Origin of the sequence: Marinomonas aquimarina, from assembly GCF_900089755.1 — a bacterium.
In the GTDB taxonomy this organism is placed as follows: Bacteria; Pseudomonadota; Gammaproteobacteria; order Pseudomonadales; family Marinomonadaceae; genus Marinomonas; species Marinomonas aquimarina.
Genome location: NZ_FLOC01000002.1, coordinates 115,906 through 134,177 on the forward strand (window position 1 = coordinate 115,906; position 18,272 = coordinate 134,177).

20 protein-coding genes are annotated in these 18,272 nt (G+C 49.5%); 10 read left to right on the plus strand and 10 right to left on the minus strand.

The window, feature by feature from the left end:
* The first annotated feature begins 60 nt into the window (after positions 1-60).
* Positions 61-303: a PP0621 family protein gene (locus tag MAQ5080_RS02550; RefSeq protein WP_067205279.1), complete on the plus strand. Its 243-nt coding sequence runs from the start codon at positions 61-63 to the stop codon at positions 301-303.
* Positions 304-309: 6 nt separating this feature from the next.
* Here MAQ5080_RS02550 and MAQ5080_RS02555 read toward each other — a convergent pair whose 3' ends face one another.
* From MAQ5080_RS02555 to MAQ5080_RS02580, 6 genes are all read right to left on the minus strand, one after another.
* Positions 310-708 carry a hypothetical protein gene (locus MAQ5080_RS02555; RefSeq protein ID WP_067205277.1) on the minus strand — a complete coding sequence of 133 codons (399 nt, stop codon included), beginning with the start codon at positions 706-708 and terminating at the stop codon, positions 310-312.
* Positions 705-1,583: a hypothetical protein gene (locus MAQ5080_RS02560; RefSeq protein ID WP_067205274.1), complete on the minus strand. Its 879-nt coding sequence runs from the start codon at positions 1,581-1,583 to the stop codon at positions 705-707. Before MAQ5080_RS02560 ends, MAQ5080_RS02555 begins: the two co-directional genes overlap by 4 nt.
* Positions 1,577-1,870, minus strand: coding sequence for a hypothetical protein (locus tag MAQ5080_RS02565; RefSeq protein ID WP_067205271.1), 294 nt, complete (start codon positions 1,868-1,870; stop codon positions 1,577-1,579). The genes MAQ5080_RS02560 and MAQ5080_RS02565 overlap by 7 nt, the downstream gene beginning before the upstream one ends.
* On the minus strand, positions 1,867-2,370 hold the full coding sequence (locus MAQ5080_RS02570) for a GspH/FimT family pseudopilin (RefSeq protein ID WP_067205269.1): 504 nt from the start codon (positions 2,368-2,370) through the stop codon (positions 1,867-1,869). The genes MAQ5080_RS02565 and MAQ5080_RS02570 overlap by 4 nt, the downstream gene beginning before the upstream one ends.
* 61 nt (positions 2,371-2,431) lie before the next feature.
* Positions 2,432-3,727, minus strand: a complete 1,296-nt coding sequence (locus MAQ5080_RS02575) for a DUF5610 domain-containing protein (RefSeq protein ID WP_067205267.1) — start codon at positions 3,725-3,727, stop codon at positions 2,432-2,434.
* 79 nt (positions 3,728-3,806) lie between these two features.
* Complete coding sequence (locus tag MAQ5080_RS02580; RefSeq protein ID WP_067205265.1) at positions 3,807-4,667, minus strand: alpha/beta fold hydrolase; 861 nt, start codon at positions 4,665-4,667, stop codon at positions 3,807-3,809.
* 89 nt (positions 4,668-4,756) lie between these two features.
* On the opposite strand from MAQ5080_RS02580, the gene pabB reads away from it, so the two are divergent.
* The 3 genes from pabB (at position 4,757) to MAQ5080_RS02595 (ending at position 7,642) form a co-directional block, all read left to right on the plus strand.
* Positions 4,757-6,151, plus strand: coding sequence for an aminodeoxychorismate synthase component I (pabB, locus tag MAQ5080_RS02585; protein WP_067205263.1), 1,395 nt, complete (start codon positions 4,757-4,759; stop codon positions 6,149-6,151).
* Positions 6,152-6,157: 6 nt separating this feature from the next.
* Positions 6,158-6,808: a CoA pyrophosphatase gene (locus tag MAQ5080_RS02590; RefSeq protein WP_067205261.1), complete on the plus strand. Its 651-nt coding sequence runs from the start codon at positions 6,158-6,160 to the stop codon at positions 6,806-6,808.
* A gap of 99 nt (positions 6,809-6,907) precedes the next feature.
* Positions 6,908-7,642 carry a phosphoadenylyl-sulfate reductase gene (locus tag MAQ5080_RS02595; RefSeq protein ID WP_067205259.1) on the plus strand — a complete coding sequence of 245 codons (735 nt, stop codon included), beginning with the start codon at positions 6,908-6,910 and terminating at the stop codon, positions 7,640-7,642.
* A gap of 24 nt (positions 7,643-7,666) precedes the next feature.
* On the opposite strand, the gene MAQ5080_RS02600 is transcribed toward MAQ5080_RS02595, so the two are convergent.
* The gene (locus MAQ5080_RS02600) at positions 7,667-7,966 is read right to left on the minus strand and encodes a LysR family transcriptional regulator (RefSeq protein WP_067205256.1); all 300 of its coding nucleotides are present in this window, start codon (positions 7,964-7,966) and stop codon (positions 7,667-7,669) included.
* A 111-nt stretch (positions 7,967-8,077) separates the two neighbouring features.
* Between MAQ5080_RS02600 and MAQ5080_RS02605 the strand changes: the two genes are divergently transcribed.
* Positions 8,078-9,424 carry an anti-phage deoxyguanosine triphosphatase gene (locus MAQ5080_RS02605; protein ID WP_082860990.1) on the plus strand — a complete coding sequence of 449 codons (1,347 nt, stop codon included), beginning with the start codon at positions 8,078-8,080 and terminating at the stop codon, positions 9,422-9,424.
* Positions 9,425-9,428: 4 nt separating this feature from the next.
* Here MAQ5080_RS02605 and MAQ5080_RS02610 read toward each other — a convergent pair whose 3' ends face one another.
* The 3 genes from MAQ5080_RS02610 to MAQ5080_RS02620 are packed head-to-tail and all read right to left on the minus strand — an operon-like array spanning position 9,429 to position 11,760.
* On the minus strand, positions 9,429-9,923 hold the full coding sequence (locus tag MAQ5080_RS02610) for a GNAT family N-acetyltransferase (RefSeq protein WP_067205254.1): 495 nt from the start codon (positions 9,921-9,923) through the stop codon (positions 9,429-9,431).
* Position 9,924: 1 nt separating this feature from the next.
* Entirely contained in the window at positions 9,925-10,971 is a 1,047-nt protein-coding gene (locus MAQ5080_RS02615) for a DUF2333 family protein (protein WP_082860989.1), read from the minus strand.
* Between the two features lie 15 nt (positions 10,972-10,986).
* Positions 10,987-11,760 (minus strand): hypothetical protein, encoded by a 774-nt coding sequence (locus MAQ5080_RS02620; protein WP_067332930.1) that lies wholly within the window; start codon positions 11,758-11,760, stop codon positions 10,987-10,989.
* Positions 11,761-11,859: 99 nt separating this feature from the next.
* On the opposite strand from MAQ5080_RS02620, the gene dsbD reads away from it, so the two are divergent.
* The 5 genes from dsbD to MAQ5080_RS02645 all read left to right on the plus strand — a co-directional run bounded on the left by dsbD (position 11,860) and on the right by MAQ5080_RS02645 (position 18,222).
* Positions 11,860-13,674, plus strand: a complete 1,815-nt coding sequence (gene dsbD, locus MAQ5080_RS02625) for a protein-disulfide reductase DsbD (RefSeq protein WP_231870764.1) — start codon at positions 11,860-11,862, stop codon at positions 13,672-13,674.
* A 229-nt stretch (positions 13,675-13,903) separates the two neighbouring features.
* On the plus strand, positions 13,904-14,353 hold the full coding sequence (gene accB, locus MAQ5080_RS02630; RefSeq protein ID WP_067205250.1) for an acetyl-CoA carboxylase biotin carboxyl carrier protein: 450 nt from the start codon (positions 13,904-13,906) through the stop codon (positions 14,351-14,353).
* Between the two features lie 21 nt (positions 14,354-14,374).
* Positions 14,375-15,715, plus strand: coding sequence for an acetyl-CoA carboxylase biotin carboxylase subunit (gene accC / locus MAQ5080_RS02635; protein WP_067205247.1), 1,341 nt, complete (start codon positions 14,375-14,377; stop codon positions 15,713-15,715).
* 96 nt (positions 15,716-15,811) lie between these two features.
* Entirely contained in the window at positions 15,812-16,699 is an 888-nt protein-coding gene (prmA, locus tag MAQ5080_RS02640; RefSeq protein WP_067205243.1) for a 50S ribosomal protein L11 methyltransferase, read from the plus strand.
* A 23-nt stretch (positions 16,700-16,722) separates the two neighbouring features.
* Entirely contained in the window at positions 16,723-18,222 is a 1,500-nt protein-coding gene (locus MAQ5080_RS02645) for a zinc-ribbon and DUF3426 domain-containing protein (protein ID WP_067205241.1), read from the plus strand.
* Positions 18,223-18,272: the final 50 nt, after the last annotated feature.

Consider the following 18,272-nt stretch of genomic DNA (forward strand, 5'->3'; position numbering starts at 1 on the left):
ACACTCTGTTAGATGATATGAGTGTTATTGTCGTGGAATTACATTGCTAAGGTAAAGGGCATGATTGTACGTTTGCTATTTTTTATTCTGGTTTTTGCCATTGGCTGGATAATTTATCGCCAATTTGCCAAAGCAATCATGGCAAAATCCAAATCGGTTAAGAAACAAGATGACAAGTCACATGAAGAAGCTATGGTCAAATGCGCAACCTGTGGCACCTTTGTCCCCACCAGTCACGCGGTTTACGACCATAACCAAACACCATTTTGCTGCGTTGAGCACAAACTCGAGCATAAATCCTAAAACGGACTAATACTGCAACCATAGAGAACGTTGTTCACCATTGTCATACAGCCACCAGCAACGCACTCTTTGCTGGTCTGCGGTGGCACACCAACGTTCTACCCCTAGGCGCGCAATTCGCTGCTTTTGCAACCAGAATTGCCCCGTTGTCAGCCTAGCCAAATGCCAATGGCCGTCCTGCGGCCGACAAAAGCCAGCACAATGGCTCTGCTCTCCTGCTGTGGCTGACATGGCAGACAGAGCCTGATAACTCTCTTGCCAGACGGATTGGGGATTGTATTGCGCCCGTTGTGTTTGCCATAAATGGCTATCATTAAGAGACACTTGGTGACGCACCAAGAGTAGGCTTAGTATCACCACCAGCACTAACACGGGCACCGATACCCAGCCGTGACGCCCCTTCACTGCGACGCCCCTACCTGCGCCAGCAGCTTGCCTACCTTAAAACACACACCGTCGTAGTCCCATTGATCGCCACGTAATGTCTGGTAACTCAAGACAGCTGACGCCATGTCACAGTGCCCTAAGCCATAAAGATACTCCACCAAAATCGCTTTGATTTGACGAACCGGCACCGCACCATAGTCCACCCAGACTTCATCAGCGACGCCATCTAAATCACGATCCACTACCGGATAAAAGCGCACGTGCTCAACCCCTGTCATCAGTTCCAATGGCCGACCTGATGGCGCGGGTCTGCGCCAGAAGGCATGCTGCTCGGCTTTGCCCATTTTCACAAACCAATAAAACTCTTTCGCATCGTATACCAGCACCTCCCCCGTTAAATCCGTCTCCCCATGCCATGAGGTGATCATGCCATGATTATTCGCCAATACCGTGGCGGCGACATTCTGTTCACAACTACTAACACGCAAGATGTCCCCCACATCCAAATTGTCGCAGGACAGCTGCACTTCAATATGCTGCTCATTCGACCAACCATAGCCAGCACAGGCCCCGAAATCGGTGCCGTATAACCAATCCGAGCCAGGATCGAGCTTATCGTTTTTTAACCGTGCAGGCTTATCCCCCTGCTCTCCAACTTGCAGGCGCCCATGACTGGCATAGCAGCCACCACTGCCAAGGCGCTGAAACTGTGCTTGAAATTGATCCTCTACTGCCTGATTCAAGGCCATTAGCTGCAATAGCTGCTGACGCTTAGTCATATGGCTTTCGAGCGCCTGTACCACAGGCACTATAAGGCTCACCACGCTGGTCAATATGGCCATCGCCAGCAAGGCCTCTAGCAAGAAGAAACCGGATGCAGCTCGACCTACCATTGGTTCAACTCATATTGCAGCAAGTGTTGTAGCGCGGCCCCGCGACAGCGCTGACAATTAGGCACGCCAAGGCTCGATGAATTAAGAGCGGGCGCCTGCCCAAATAATAGGCGCATGTTAAGCTGTAAGCTCTGCTGCACCTTTTGCTGGTGCTGTGTTTGCAAGGCCTGCATTTGCTGCGTCAGCTGATTTTGTTGCTGCTGGGCCAGGCTAATGACAAATGCCACACAAGCAATACTGAACATAGCCTCCACCAGCATCCACCCTGATTGTTTGGAAGCCTTCATAAACACTCCTCAACCTCATAGGATTGGCTGTCTAGGTAGGCGCGACCACTTTGGTTGACGAGAATTCGCTGGGCGTGCGCTTGTGCTCGACAGAGATAAAAGGAGCCATTTTGATAGCTGGATAAGCCATTGGGGAGAAATTCGATATAAGCCCGCTGTGCAGGAAAGCCACGCCAGACCATTGAGGTATCGGATGACAACTGATGACGTTGCAAAACCTGGGTATCGCCCGACAAATGGAGCCAAGCTTGTTGCCCCCAATCACCATTGCAATGTTCACCACCACACAAACGTACGGGCTGTTCACTGCGCATCGCTAGGCTGCGGGCACGAGCAATGAGGGATAGCAAGCCACTTACATCTTGTGCGAGCATTTGTCGGTCTTGCCAGCGCTGGTAGTAAGCCAGCAGATTAGAAGAAAGAAAAGCCGAAGCGACGATTGAAATCATAGCGATTGCAACCAACAACTCCGGTAGGGAAAAGCCCTTGCAGGAATTCATGACACACTCCTTATGCCACTGACGGTCAGCGTCCTTGCTGACCCATGAATGTTCGCTTTAGCTAAGCATTACTCTGATCAGTATTGTCCAAGTTTTCGCCATCTGCCAGTGTATCACCCGCTACATTTTCCTCATCCTGAGGACTTTGCTGCGCTTCAGGGGCAAACCATTGGCTGATCCGTTCTATCATCTGTTGCTGATAATCAAATACTTGACGAATGTCGGCCATCTTCTGTGCTTGTTCCTCACGCATGGCCATAATATCTGACAGAGTGTTTTCCACCACGTCGCGGTAATCATCAAACAGTTCTGAGGTTTTCTTAACCGCCTCTTCCAGTGTCTGACGATACTCCCCTAATGGCTCTTGGATAGAGCGCATACCAGGATTTTGACCATAAGCGGATACCGCCTGAGAAGATTTCATTGTCTGGCTGGTTTGCAAGGTCATGGAGAAACTCGCCAATTGCGAAGCATCAAACCCCATGTCGAAGCCCTTTTGCAACGCCCCCGCCACATCGCCGTCATAAAATAAGTCGGACACTTTGCCGACGGATTCCATCATGTCTTGAATGGCACTTAATTCGTCATCGTTCAGGTCCCCTTCGACACTGAAGTCAAACGCAAAAGACTGGCTGGAATTTTCATAACGAGAGTAACTAATGCCATTGTCACTCATGCTCGCCGCTTCGCCCTGCTCTGTGGCACTGAGCGCATACAAATTCAGTTTTACCACATCGCCTTCTTGGGTCGTCATTTGAATTTGTGAGTAATCTTCACGGCGATAGCTCATTTCTGAAGCCATGGACACTTGCGACGCTGCATTGACATCCGCAGGTTCAAAAAAGGACTTTCTTAATGCTTCAAAGCCTTCGTCTAACAGACTCTGTGTTTCATCAATACCTTCTTGTACGCCACCGTTCACCAACCAACCGAGCGCATCTAACTTTTCTTTGGCATCGTCCATGCCTTTTTGCACGGCTTCTTTTGCCGTATCAAACACTGCCGCTAAGCGCTCATCATTGGCGCCATTCTTCTGCAGCTTTTCCATGTAATTACCGACATGGGACATAATACGCTGCGCCACTTTTTCCGGAGAAAAATCATTGTCACTTTTAGCGGTCGCCGTCGTTGCTTGTTCAGAGGCTTCAGCGTTAGGCGAGCTAAAAGAAGCCGCTAGCCTAGCTGACAAAGACTGCTGAATGACCCCCATGGAGCGATAAGAAGATGAGGAAGGCATATAACCATCTGCTCCCCACTGTTTCGGTGTTTGCGCTCGATCAGTGTGAGAGGTCTGGTGGTTATGATTGGTTGTAAATGAGGGCATGGTTTGACCAAGGCCCTTTAGTGGATCAGACATAATCCTTCCCCGCGAATGAAATTATCGTTGTTTAATTATCGACCAATATCGTGCACTCTTGAGCAAAAATTTCATCTTTTTACGCAAACCACGCTGACAGGTATTTGGCTATCTGCCGCGGCTTTTGAAACGGTAATGAATGATCACAACCCTTCACGGTTTGATGCTGCCAACCTAGGTGCTGCTCAGCCAACTCATCATAATGTTGGCGCAGCAGTGCGTGGCTGAGCTCGCCAGATAACAAAAATACCTGATCCGCTTGCGCTAACATGTCATCGCGCAATGCCACGTTCCCAGAAACACGCTCCACCCAATCTGTCACCGCATCTAAGGCATAACTAAAGCCAAGCGGCCGATGCGCCAAGCGACTTTGTGTGGTGGCTTCTGCAACCGGATGCTTGCGGCGATTGGGTGCTACACCATCCATAAAATGGGCAATCCCCAATTCCACATCACCGGTTTCACGAATGGTTTGTGAGGCCACCCGATAACGCTGACGCACCTCGGCTAAGGTCTCGACACACTCGCGCTCTAGGGAGGCAGGTTCCATCAGAGCTAAGCGATGAGCTTTACCCTGTTTAGATTGCCGCTGCGCATTCAAGTGCAAGGCCACCAAACCGCCTAATGAATAACCAATGATATCGAACGCTTGCCATGATAAGTGCTGTAATAACTGCTCAATCTCTGCCGACAATTGATCAATGCTCAACGGTGCCTCTTGTTGACCATGGAAAAACGACTGTCCCATGCCCGTCAAATCAGGGATCAAAATCCAGCGCCAATGGTCCAAATAGTCCAACATAGGAGCATAGGTGAGCTCCCCTGCAACACCAGCACCATGCAACATCAAACAAGCGCCATCGGTTTTACTGTTGGGCACTTCAATCAGGCGATAGGCCAGCTCGGTGTCGGCTAATGGCAAAAATTTTGTCTCGAACACTTTAATTCTTCCTACTCGTTCCCACATTTCAGGGTAAAATAGCGCTATCAAACGCTTGAAAACTCTTTAAATATACGTGGTTCCTTATTATGGCAGAAGTCAAACTCATTAGTTTGCCTTATGAAAGCACCTTGGCTCGTCTGTTCCCTAAGTTCAGCGATCTTCCTTACCCGATTCTGTTCGACAGTAATTACGAATCATTCTCCGATACGCGCTGGGATATATTAAGTGCGGCACCACTTGCCGTGCTGGACGCACAGGCGCAGCAATTTGCTCTCAATTGGTTTGTTGAGCCGTTATTCGAGACCCAGGTAACGGATAACCCGATGACACTGTTAACTGAGTTGGTTGACATCATCACCCAGCAGCCGTGGGCCGACGACTGCTCTTTGGTGTTCAATGGTGGCTTGTTGGGTTACTACGGCTACGAAGCTGGCCGCTATGTAGAGCGGCTACCTGAGAATGTCATAGAAGACGTACAACTGCCGACCATTTTGCTGGGGCTTTACGGATGGGCTATCGTCACAGACCATCTTGAAAAAACCACAACCTTGGTCGTTACGCCATGGTGCCAGATGAGTGAAGCAGAGTTACTTGCTCGCCTGACTCAAGCGGACGACCCTGCGCTCGCTAAGCCCTTTGAACTGCACACAGCCTTTGCGGCTAATATGAGTGCGGCAGGTTACGCTGAGCGCTTCCACAAAGTCCAAGCGTACATCCAGGCGGGCGACTGCTACCAAGTCAATTTAACGCAACGCTTTAGTGCGCCTTACACTGGTCAAACTTGGCAGGCCTATTTAGCGGTGAAAGACGCCTGTCCAACCCCATTTGGCGCCTACTTCCAATTACCAGATGGCCGTGCCGTGTCATCTCACTCGCCAGAGCGTTTCATTCTTTGCGATAACGGCCGCGTGGAATCCAAGCCAATCAAAGGCACCCGCCCACGGGGCGCCACACCAGCAGAAGACCAAGCTTATGCGGATGAGTTGATGGCCTCACAAAAAGATCGCGCTGAAAATCTAATGATCGTCGATCTACTGCGCAACGATCTGGGTAAAAACTGTGTTACGGGCAGTGTCAAAGTACCTAAACTGTTTGACCTCGAGAGCTACGCTAACGTTCACCATATGGTGTCCACTGTTGAGGGCCGCATTGATAAGAAAGGTGATGCCCTGAAAGTATTCCAAGAAAGCTTCCCTGGTGGCTCTATTACCGGTGCGCCGAAAGTGCGTGCGATGGAAATCATCGATGAGCTGGAGCCCCATGAGCGCAGCGCTTACTGCGGTTCCATGATCTACTTCGGTTGCAACGGTCAAATGGACTCCAGTATCACCATTCGTACTTTGATTGCCGATGGACAAAAGATACACTGTTGGGCAGGTGGCGGCTTGGTAGCGGATTCTGTGTGCGAAGAAGAGTACCAAGAAACCTTTACCAAAATAGGCCGTTTAACCCATACTTTAGAGAAGGAATTCCTCAGGTAGCGACTTATGGTGGACGTCTCAACGTTTTTAGAATCCCCTCCTATAACGCCGACAATCGATGAGATTCGTGCGGCATTGGATAATGAGACGTCCGCACAAATCTTTAATCCCGATCAGCATATTGCGCCCCATGCCTACCGCCACGACTATCGTGCCGCGGCCGTGCTCATCCCGATTTATCACTGCCCCGATGAAGGCGAGCTTAAAGTACTGCTGACGCAGCGCTCACTGCACATGCGTAACCACCCAGGACAAATTGCTTTTCCTGGCGGCAAGCACGACCCAGAAGACGCCAGTATTCAGTACACCGCGCTGCGCGAAACTCTAGAAGAAGTCGGCCTTGCGCCTGACTGCTTTGAATTACTCGGGGAACTTGGAGAGTACTGTTCCATCTCCGGTTTTTGCATCAAGCCTGTGGTGGCAGAAATGACCCGTATGAGTGAACTCAGCATCAGCGAAGATGAAGTCGAGCGGATCCATTGGGTGCCCTTAAATCATCTTCTCAACCCGCAAAACTTTAGTTATGTCGAAAGAGAAATAGGCAACCTTAAGCGTGGCTATTTTGAGATTGATTACCATGGCTTACGCATCTGGGGCGTCACTGCGGGCATCATTTTTGGCCTTTACCAAGCGATTGAAAATCATTCTCGCAGATAGTGGGATTGCATTATAAGGTTAGGCAGCATTTGTATTTTATCTCCTGCGACGAACTTGCTATGGTACAGCCAAATTTGATTAAGACTAGGATAAGACAGCATGTCCAACTTTGATCTAGACGCGTTTATCAGCAGCCACAAAGCCGATGAAGCTCAAAAAATCATTCACAGCGCTTTAAAAGAATTCGACAACATCGCTATTTCATTCAGTGGTGCAGAAGACGTTGTGCTGATTGATATGGCGGTAAAAGCCAAAAAAGACGTACAGGTATTTTCACTAGATACGGGTCGCCTACACCCTGAAACTTACCGTTACATCGAACAAGTTCGTAAACACTACAACATCAACATCGACATCATGTCACCTGACGCAGAAAAGCTAGAAGCCTTCACCAAAGAGAAAGGCCTGTTTAGCTTCTACGAAGATGGTCACAAAGAATGTTGTGGCGTACGCAAAGTGGCGCCGTTACGTAAAAAGCTAGCAACGTTGGATGCCTGGATTACTGGACAGCGCAAAGATCAAAGTCACGGCACTCGTAATCAACTAGATTTCGCTGAGCTAGACGGTGCTTTTGGTACTGAAGAAAGCCCGCTTTACAAGTTTAACCCACTGGCTAACTGGTCTTCTGAGGATGTATGGAACTACATCAAAGTATTTGAAGTACCGTTTAACGAGCTTCACCAGAAAGGCTTCACCAGCATTGGCTGCGAACCATGCACTCGTCCGGTACTGCCTAACCAGCACGAACGTGAAGGACGCTGGTGGTGGGAAGAGTCAGAACACAAAGAATGTGGTCTGCACGTCGGCAACCTTATCCCGACTAAGCAAGCTTAAAACAAAGCGCCTAAAGAGAAATCTTTAGGCGCTTTTTCTTGCTTGGTCCGAGCCCTTGGTATCCACATAGCTCTGCCATTGGCTGACAAATTTATCGTAGCAGTTACCTAAATCCTGTACATGCTTGTACAGCACTTCCCCCGCTTCAGTGAGTTCTGTCGAGCGCCCATGACGAATCAATAGTGGCTCACCGAGCCCTTTCTCTAGTTTTTGAATATGCTGACTTACTGCAGGCTGAGTTAACCCCAACCTGCGTGCCGTCTGCGTGAAACTTCCCGTTTCGACTAGCGTTCTGAATGTGATGAGATGTTGAGTATTTAGCATAATGTTTCCTTATGATGGTGAACATTATGCCCCCTACCGTTTAGTCAGGCATTGACCTACATCGTATTTTAATGAAAGACTCGAAAGACAGTATTATCAGAGCACTAAAGCATGATGAACGACAAATTTGATCTAGCCACTTGGATGACTCGCCGCTCTGGCCCACGCACTGAACGCAGCAACGATCATCGTGACGTCTACCAACGTGACCGCGCCCGCATTATCCATAGCGCCGCCTTCCGACGCTTACAGTCTAAGACTCAAATCCTCGCCATTCGCCAAAACGATTACAGCCGCACCCGCTTAACCCACTCCTTGGAAGTCGCCCAGATTGGCGGAGGCATCGTCTACCATCTGCAGTCCTCACACCCAACAGAAGCAGCGTTTCAACCTTGGCTGGCGAGTGACTCGCTCATGGAAACCATCTGCTTAAGCCATGATATTGGCCATCCTCCTTTTGGTCATGGTGGCGAGGTCGCGCTGAATTTCATGATGACCGAGCACGGTGGTTTTGAAGGCAACGGCCAGTCGTTACGCATCCTTGGTAAGCGTGGCTCCTACTCAGAACAGTATGGTATGGACGTGTCGCGCCGCACCATGTTGGGGGTGCTCAAGTACCCTGCACTGTATACTGGCGTGGTTGGGCATTATCCCAACAAACCTCATAGCTTGCGTCAATTTAAAGCCAAAGACTGGCACCCTCCTAAGTGTGTTTATCAAGAAGAGGCCGAGCTGCTGGATTGGATCTTAGCGCCCTTCAGCCAAACCGATCGCAATGCGTTAACAACCGTGACGCGCAGCGACCTCAAGCAACATGGTCGCACCCAGCATTCTGGGTTTGATACCTCGATTATGGATTTGGCAGATGATATCGCCTATGGCGTGCACGATTTGGAAGACGCCATTGTACTTGGCATGGTGACGCGCGAAATGTGGCAGCAACACCTGCGACCTAAACTCTGTGCCATCGACTGCGCCTTTATCCATGACAATATAGAACGCTTAGAGTCTCAGCTGTTTAGCAAGCAAAGCCATTTGCGTAAAAAGGCCATCGGCGACATGGTCAGCTGGTTCATCACCGCTTGCTCGGTGATTGAAAAACCGCAATTCGAACACCCTTTGCTACGTTATCAAGCCACATTACCAGAAGCGGAGCGCAGTGCATTAGACATTCTAAAAGCGTTTGAGATGCAACATATTATCATGCGCCCAGAAGTGCAGATGCTGGTCTACAAAGGGCAACAGATGTTGTTAGAAATGTTTGAAGCAGTTGCCGCTGACCCGGCTCGTTTACTGCCTAAGGACCTGGCTAAAGAATGGCTCAACAGTGTTGAGAGCGGTGGTAATGATTACCGCATTATTTGTGACTACATGGCGTCTATGACCGATGATTACGCCAGCCGTATGTACAAAACCCTGTTTGTGCCGAGTTCGGGCTCGGTATTTGAACCGATCTAAAGCACTAACTCAACTGGCGGCCAAGTAGCTTCAGGTCGCCTTTTAACCCAGCACTGCGCACCACGTTTGGCAAACAGCCCCACTCTTGAAACCCGTTTTTCATAAAAAAGTGATTGCTCTTTTGATTTGAGCCGAGAATGTAGGCCACCAATGTATGAATGCCCATCTGAGCAGCTTGCTGTGCAATATGGTTTAACAACCAATGACCGCAACCTTGCCGTTGATAGGCAGCGGCAATGTAAAGGGCAATTTCCACCGCACCATCTAAGGCAGGCAGACCATAAAAGCGTTCAAGGGAGCACCAGCCAACAATTTGACCTGCGCTTTCCTGTACCCATAGAGGATGTTGCTCAGTGGCGTTTTCAATCCATTCCATCACACTGATCAGATTGATACCGCCCTTCACATCCGCTTGCGCTTCTGATTCGAGGAAAATAGAGAGGATCATCGGTGCATCCTCTATGCTCGCAGGACGCACCGATAAAGATAAGGCCGACATACTAGCCCTGTTCAAGCAACCTGATTAGGTCGATCATCTGTGCATTGGCACGGGACATGTAAGACGCCATGACCAAAGAATGGTTCGCTAGCAAACCAAAGCCACTGCCATTCAAAATCATTGGTGACCAAACCGTCTCTTGAGTAGCCTCAAGCTCACGAATGATTTGACGTAGGCTAACCAAAGCATTTTTACCTTCTAGCGTGTAGACAAAGTCCACTTCGATCGCTTTTAGAATATGCAGCATGGCATAGCTCGCACCGCGGGCTTCGTAGAAAATGTTATCTGTTTGCGTCCATGGCGTTTGTACGTTTTGCACTGAACCAGTATCGGTAGATTGACGCGCGGTCACATCACCAGCCAAGTCAGTGTTCTCACGTACTTTGGCAACACTTGCTGACAGACGCTGAGACAGGCTACCAAGGCGCGTTGACATATCAGATAAGTAATCTGCTAGGTTGTCGGCGCGGGCATAAAACTGCGCGTTGTCATCTTTGTTGGCCAAACGGTTTAGGTATTTAAGCAATTCAGCATTACCACGACGGTATTCGCTTTCGCTTGAAGGCAGCGCCCAGCTACGGGTATCGAAGTTGTACTGAGGCTCAGCAATCTTCAAGTTTTCATCTTCAGTAGATTGCGATTGGCTACGGCTGAATTCTTTACGCAAGCCACGTGCTAAGTCACGCACTTGCACCATCACACCAAACTCCCAAGACGGCATGTTATCCATAAACACACCTGGTGGCATCACGTCGTTAGAGATAAAGCCACCGTTCTTGTGCAACATAGTGTCCACTAGGGTGTACAGCGTGTTGGTCATGGTGTAACCAGTCACTAGCTGCTTACTGTTGTTCAAATAACCATGCTCTTCAGCACGACTCTTCGCCTCAGCAACCACATCAAATTGGTCTGGCTCAGTGTCCCAGTAGACCCCTAAACCAAACAAAAAGATGACCACTAATACCACTGCGATGCCTGCCGACTTGCCGACATTTGGTACGTCTGGCAGCGCTCGCCAGAAAGCTATCTTATCGATAAATTTCGCCATTGATGTGTTCCCATGTTAATTAACTTTAACTTCAATTACGTGCCTAGAACTTTGAAAGGTCATTGCTCGTACACGAAAATCCGGTGTTCTGCTGTTAATAATCTGATACAGCAATCGACCTTCCTTATCATTCGGCCAATAAATCTCAAGTGAGCCTTTGGTGAGCCCAACTCGTTCAATAATAGGCTGAATTTGAGCGAGAATCTTCTCTTCACCCAATTGAAAAAGATTATCGGACAAATTAAAAAGATTTTCCGAAGCCATTGGTTGCGCTTCCGCTGTCAACTTAAGGCGCTTACTCTGCACCTGTATTTGTTGAATTTGTTGTTCGACTTCAGTGATCAAGGGGTCACGTGGATTCACCTGTTTCGCTGAAGCAAGATAACGCCTAGCACTGACAAGATCCTGCCGCTTAGCTGCATTGACCGCCCAAGCAAGATATCGTTCAACGATCGCAGCAATGCCCAAGGTGGCATCGTAGTTGCCAGGATCACGACCGAGTGCCACCTGGAAGTACAAATTGGCATTATCTCCGTCCGGTCTTAATAGGCGATTCTCTGCTAGTGCAATCTGACCCATTTTCACCAAATCGGCGGTCATCTGATCCGTAACTTGCTGCTGCCCCAATGAGCCTAGTGGATTGTCTTGTGTCTGCTGAGACGGTGCTTGCCTATGCGCGCCATTTTGGTTTTCTTGGTGCTCGCTGTGCCACCAATTCGGCCCTGACAAGGTACTGCAGGCAGATAAAAACATTGACGAAGTTAGTAAGAAAAGCGCTTTTTTTATCAAGAGAACTCCTAGGCGTTTGGAAACTTTCGTGGGCATTGGTAGTCTATAGCGCCTTATCTCCAGAAGAAACCATCGCCGCAATACAACGAGCCTTGCCTTATGATGCGATTCATCGCTGCGTTTTTAACACTTATTTTTACCAGCTTCAGTTTTGCCTTTAACTTTAGCTCCGCTTTCGACTCCGAACCGGAGTTTCTGCCAGTCGACCAAGCCTTCAGCTTATCGGTCAACAGCGATGCGTCAGGACAAGTATGGGCCACGTGGGACATTGCCGACGGCTATTACCTTTATCGCCACCAGTTAAAAGCCAGCAGCGAAACCGAGCCTTCTTTAAGCTTTACAGCCCTGCCAGACGGAGAGATGAAACAAGACCCATATTTTGGTGAAGTCGAAGTGTATCACCAGCAATTGAAGCTGCCATTAAACGTCGCTAACACCAATTTACCGCAACAGATCGATTTTACTCTTCGCTATCAAGGCTGCGCTGAAAAAGGCTTATGCTATCCCCCGCAAACCGTGCCTATGTCAGCCGAATTTATTACAGTTAGTCAGTCTCAGCCGGTTGCTGAGAATGCACTCGGCGACACAGCCACCACAGCTTTTAAACCTTCTGAAGCACAACAAGTAAGCACTCTTATCAGTCAAGCGTCCTTTAGCAAGATGCTGGTCGTCATGTTTGGCCTCGGCTTGCTACTCTCTCTCACCCCTTGTGTCCTGCCTATGATCCCAATCGTCAGCGCCATTGTGGTGGGCAGTAAAGCCAAAGGCTGGAGCGGCTTATACCTGTCGGCTATTTATGTTCTGGGTATGGCGCTGACCTATGCTGCAATTGGCGCATTAGCAGGCTGGTTTGGCACACAACTGAATTTACAAGCAGCACTACAAGATCCACTTATTTTACTGCTGAGTGCCGTACTGTTCGTGACCCTTGCGTTGGCCATGTTTGGTGTCTATGAGTTGCGTTTACCGAGCGCCTTGCAAACCCGTCTGGACCATTTATCGAATCGCTCACAAAACAGTCGTTCTAAAATCCTAGGAATTTTCCTTGCCGGAGTATTTGCCACCTTGGTGGTGTCTCCATGCGTCTCAGCCCCACTGGCCGGTGTCGTCTTGTATATCAGCTCCACATCCGATCCACTGTACGGCGCTGCAGCACTCTTTAGCATGGGCCTCGGTATGGGCTTACCATTGCTCTTGGTGGGGACGCTGGGTAGCAAAGTATTACCGAAAAACGGGGCATGGCTCGAAGACATTAAAAAGCTGATGGGCTTCGCCATGTTGGGTCTTGCCATTTGGCTCGCCAATCGCTGGCTAGCAGAAGGCTGGCACCTGTTGCTGTGGGGACTCCTCAGCTTAGCGCTTGCTTCTTACTTCCTCCATCGTGCGCTCACTGGAGACTCACATCCAGTGCGCTGGCTATTAGCCCTAAGTGCCATCATCGTTGGCTTTATTGAAATCATCGGTGCGGCGTCCGGCAGTCATACCCCGCTATCGCCGCTCAACCAGCTTAACCTAAATCAAGCTGCTCAACATAGCAATGTAGAGGTGCCTTACTATCGCACCATCGGCTCATTAGCAGAGCTGCAACAGATCCAAAGCCAAAGCAGCCTACCGGTGGTCGTGGATCTGTATGCCGATTGGTGCATCAGCTGCAAGGTCACCGAAGAAGAAGTATTCAAACACCCAGATGTGCTGCCGTTGCTACAACAAATCACCTTTGTCCAAGTCGATGTGACCGATAACAACTCACAAAACCAGGCCTTTTTACAGCAGTTTGATTTATTTGGACCACCTGCCATGCTGTTTTTCAATCGTCAGGATGAACTCTTAGATCATTACTCCCTAGTCGGTGAACCAACCAAAGACGAGGTAGAAGCACGCTTGCAAGCATTATTGTCAAACAAAATGCAGTAAAAAGTTTACCACTGTGCATTTTTTAAACTTATTTCCAAGTTATAGGTTTTTTATCTACAAAACTGGACAATATCGCGCTTTTTACTGATAATTTCCGGCTAATTGGATTTCCAACTGGCTGATGATCAGTGATTAATCAATACTTTTTTCACAGCCAGTACCGCCTGCTGCTGATTGCATCAGCAGCAGTTATAGACTGAATACATAGACAGAAAAAAAGAGAGTCAACATGGACATTCGCAAAATCAAAAAGCTTATCGAACTACTAGAAGAATCTAACGTTTACGAGATCGAAATCAAGGAAGGTGAAGAAGCAGTTCGAATCAGTCGTGGCGGAGCTCCAGTAGCTGCCCCTCAGGTTTACGCGGCTCCAGCGCCTGCGGCAGCTCCAGCGCCTGCGGCAGCTCCAGCAGCTGAAGCAGCACCTGCCGAAGCAGCGATTTCTGGTCACACTGTTAACTCTCCAATGGTCGGCACTTTCTACCAGTCTCCTGCACCAGGTGCGAAATCATTCGTAGAAGTAGGCCAGAAAGTAAACGTTGGCGACACTATCTGTATCGTTGAAGCGATGAAGATGATGAACCAAATCGAAGCAGACAAAGCCGGTACAATTGGCGCCATCCTAGCAACTGATGGTGAGCCAGTAGAATTCGACCAGCCTCTTGTTACTATCGTTTAATTCACAGCCAAAGGTTTCATCATGCTAGATAAAGTATTGATTGCTAACCGAGGCGAAATTGCACTGCGTATACTACGCGCTTGTAAAGAACTCGGTATCAAGACAGTTGCGGTTCACTCTAAGATTGACCGCGACTTATTACACGTACGCCTTGCAGACGAATCGATCTGTATCGGCCCAAACCCATCAAAAGACAGCTATTTGAACATTCCTGCGCTGATCAGTGCAGCTGAATTGACGGATACGTCTGCGATTCACCCAGGTTACGGTTTCCTTGCCGAAAACGCGGATTTCGCGGAGCAAGTTGAGCGTTCTGGCTTCACTTTCATCGGTCCTAAAGCTGAAACCATTCGCCTAATGGGTGACAAGGTTTCTGCGATTAAGGCGATGCGTGAAGCAAACGTACCGACTGTTCCAGGTTCAAACGGTCCTGTACCGTCTGACCCAGAAGAGTGTATGCGTATTGCTCGTGACATCGGCTACCCTGTGATTGTTAAAGCCGCTGCCGGCGGCGGTGGTCGTGGTATGCGCGTTGTACACAACGAAGGCAGCCTACTGAAGTCGATCAGCGTCACACAATCTGAAGCAGGCTCTTACTTCGGTGACAGCACGGTTTACATGGAAAAATTCCTAACCAACCCACGTCACGTTGAAGTCCAAGTCCTAGCAGACGGCCAAGGTAACGCGATCCACCTATACGATCGTGATTGTTCGCTACAGCGTCGTCACCAGAAAGTATTGGAAGAAGCACCAGCACCACAGCTTGATCCAGATTCTCGCGCTCAGTGTCTACAAGCCTGTGTCGATGCCTGTATCAAGATCGGTTACCGTGGCGCAGGTACGTTCGAGTTCCTATACGAAGATGGCCGTTTCTACTTCATCGAAATGAACACTCGTGTTCAGGTAGAGCACCCTGTTACTGAAATGGTAACTGGCATCGACATCGTTAAAGAGCAGCTACGTATTGCCAGCGGCCTACCTCTTTCTATCAAACAGGAAGATGTGAAACTAAAAGGTCACGCAGTCGAAGCGCGTATCAACGCCGAAGACCCTAAGACCTTCATGCCAAGCCCAGGTAAAGTAAACTACTTCCATGCACCAGGCGGCATGGGTGTACGTGTTGACTCGCACCTATACAGTGGCTACTCAGTACCACCGACTTACGATTCTATGATCGCGAAAGTCATCTGTTTCGCAGACACTCGTGAAGGCGCCCTAAAACGCCTAGAAGTGGCACTAGATGAAACCTTCATCGATGGCATCAAAACTAATATCGACCTTCAGAAAGATTTAGTAACCGATACCAATTTCATTGCTGGTGGCGTCAACATCCACTACTTGGAAAAGAAACTGGGCCTATAATTGCGCTCAATTACTACACCTCCGTCCGGAGGTGTAGTACCCTCCTTCATATCGCATTAATCAGACTTACTTGAGTCATAACAGGACTTTACTCCCATGCCTTGGTTGCAAATCCGCGTTCACACAACGCCTGAGCACGTTCCCGCATTCGAAGATTCCATGCTTGAATGTGGCGCACTGGTCGTAACATTCGAAGACGTTCACGACGATCCGGTTTACGAGCCTGACCTCAACACCACCCCTTTGTGGAAACACACCCGTGTGACCGGACTGTATGAAGCCGATGCTGATTTAGACGTCATTCGCAGCGTCATCGAACATAAAGCGGAACATCTCAGTGAATCCAACATCGATCTAAAAATCGAAATCCTTGAAGACAAAGATTGGATCCGCGAATGGATGGACAGCTACCACCCTATTCAATTTGGTAAGCGCCTTTGGGTCTGCCCGAGCTGGCGCGACGCACCCGACGAAAACGGCGTTAACTTGATCCTTGATCCAGGCCTCGCCTTCGGCACCGGCACACACCCAACCACCGCCCTGTGCCTAGAGTGGCTTGATTCTGTCGACTGCCAAGACAAGAGCATCATCGACTACGGTTGTGGCTCAGGCATTTTAGGGATTGCAGGCCTTTTGCTGGGCGCAAACAACATGGTGGGCATCGATATCGACCCACAAGCCGTTGAAGCGACGCAAGCTAACGCGGAACGCAACAGCATTGCGCCAGATCGCTACGAAGTGAAACTGCCACCGTATGAAGGCGATCTTCAAGCCGATATCGTGGTGGCAAATATTCTAGCAGGGCCGCTTGCCGAGCTTGCGGACACCATTTCAAAGCTGGTAAAACAAGGTGGTATGTTGGCACTTTCTGGTATCCTAGAAAGCCAAGCTCACTCCGTTGTCGAAGCCTACAAACCTTGGTTTAAAATCGAGTCCATCGTGGAAAAAGAAGAATGGGTTCGTATTGTGGCGAAAAAGTTGTAGCCCTTTAAGGAAATTCTCGGCTTATGTCAGAAAGCATGATCACGCGTTGCCCTAAATGTTCCACCACTTTCCGCGTCACGCAGGAAGTGCTCAGTATGGCCAAAGGTAAGGTCCGCTGTGGTCAGTGCTTTCATATCTTTAGTGCCCAACCGGCGTCCAATAGCGCCGAGGACTCCTCTGCCGATTCACAGCAACGCGCCCCTCAAGCTCAGCAACAAGCAGCAGAGCAACGCGAGCAGCCAAAACCGGCACCTCAAGAGCTTCCTTTGTCACCCAGTGAATCTAGCGAACAGACTGACGTAACCAGCAAGCCACAAACTCTTGCTGCAGCACCAGAACCTAAGGCTCCGGCCACAGACTCTATTCAAGAAGACGGCAGCGTTAACCCTGAATGGCTAGACACCCTTTTCCACGAGGAAGATCTAGAGCCCTATACGCCACCAAAAGACACCAGTGCCCGCTTTATCGGCAGCACCCTTGACGACGAACTGTTCGATGACCTAGACACGCGTTCACGACCATCGACACCGGATACGCCTGCCCGTCAGAAAACACCACCTCAGCCTGACACTGCGCCGCCAGCAGCGCCTCAGCCTGCAGCAAAGCAAACTAAGCTAGACGCGACACCTGCAGCTAAAGAGCAGCGCCCTCAATCACCCACTCCTGCCAGCGAAGAACTGGCCCCTTGGGAAGTAGAGCTGGCAGAACTTGAGGCACAATTTAGCGAACAAGGGCCAGCCTCTGAACCCCTGTTCAGTGAAGCTTTGGCCCCTAAAGCCAAACCGCAGGCGCAGCCTGCAGCACAACCGACACCAGCCCCCCTGGCCAAGCAACACAGCCCTGCTATTGACGCCGATGAGCCCGACTACATGCAAGCGCTGCACTCGTTAGCGCAGGATGTGTCAAAGCATGAACACCTGAGTGACGCTGAATACTCCTCGCAAGAGTCGATCAAACAATTGGCCGCAGAATACAGCCTTGCCACCTTAACAGGCTCCGAACCAGGCTCAAACAAGCCGGCCCGCAAGAAGGCAAAATATACTTGGCTTTGGACATGCGCCTCCTTGCTTGCCTTCATTGCCTTGGCCGTGCAGATGGCCACCAGCCACTTTGATCAAGGCAGTCGCTCTCCCGAATTACGCACCTTTTATAAAACCGCTTGCTCTTACCTTGGCTGCACTCTACCTGCCTTTGAAGACATTAATGCAGTAGAAATTGAGCATGTTCGCATCCAAAGCCATCCAACACTGGCAAATAGCTTGCAAGTCAATGCCATCATGACCAATCGCAGCAGCTTCGCCCAACCTATGCCAAAGCTGGCATTAGAGTTCTATGACCTCAATAGCCGCCCGGTTGCTGCGCGCTTATTTTCACCACAGGACTATCTACACAAGGACTTTTTGGACATTACCTTTATGCCAGCGAACACGCCGATCCATATTGTCTTGCCGATCCAAGACCCTGGCGCGCGCGCAGTGACGCACCAAATCAAAGTCTTTGCCAGCGACACTCAGTCTTACTAAATGTGCATTTATTGAACATACTGCAAATAAGCACAAATTTTAGCCAATTT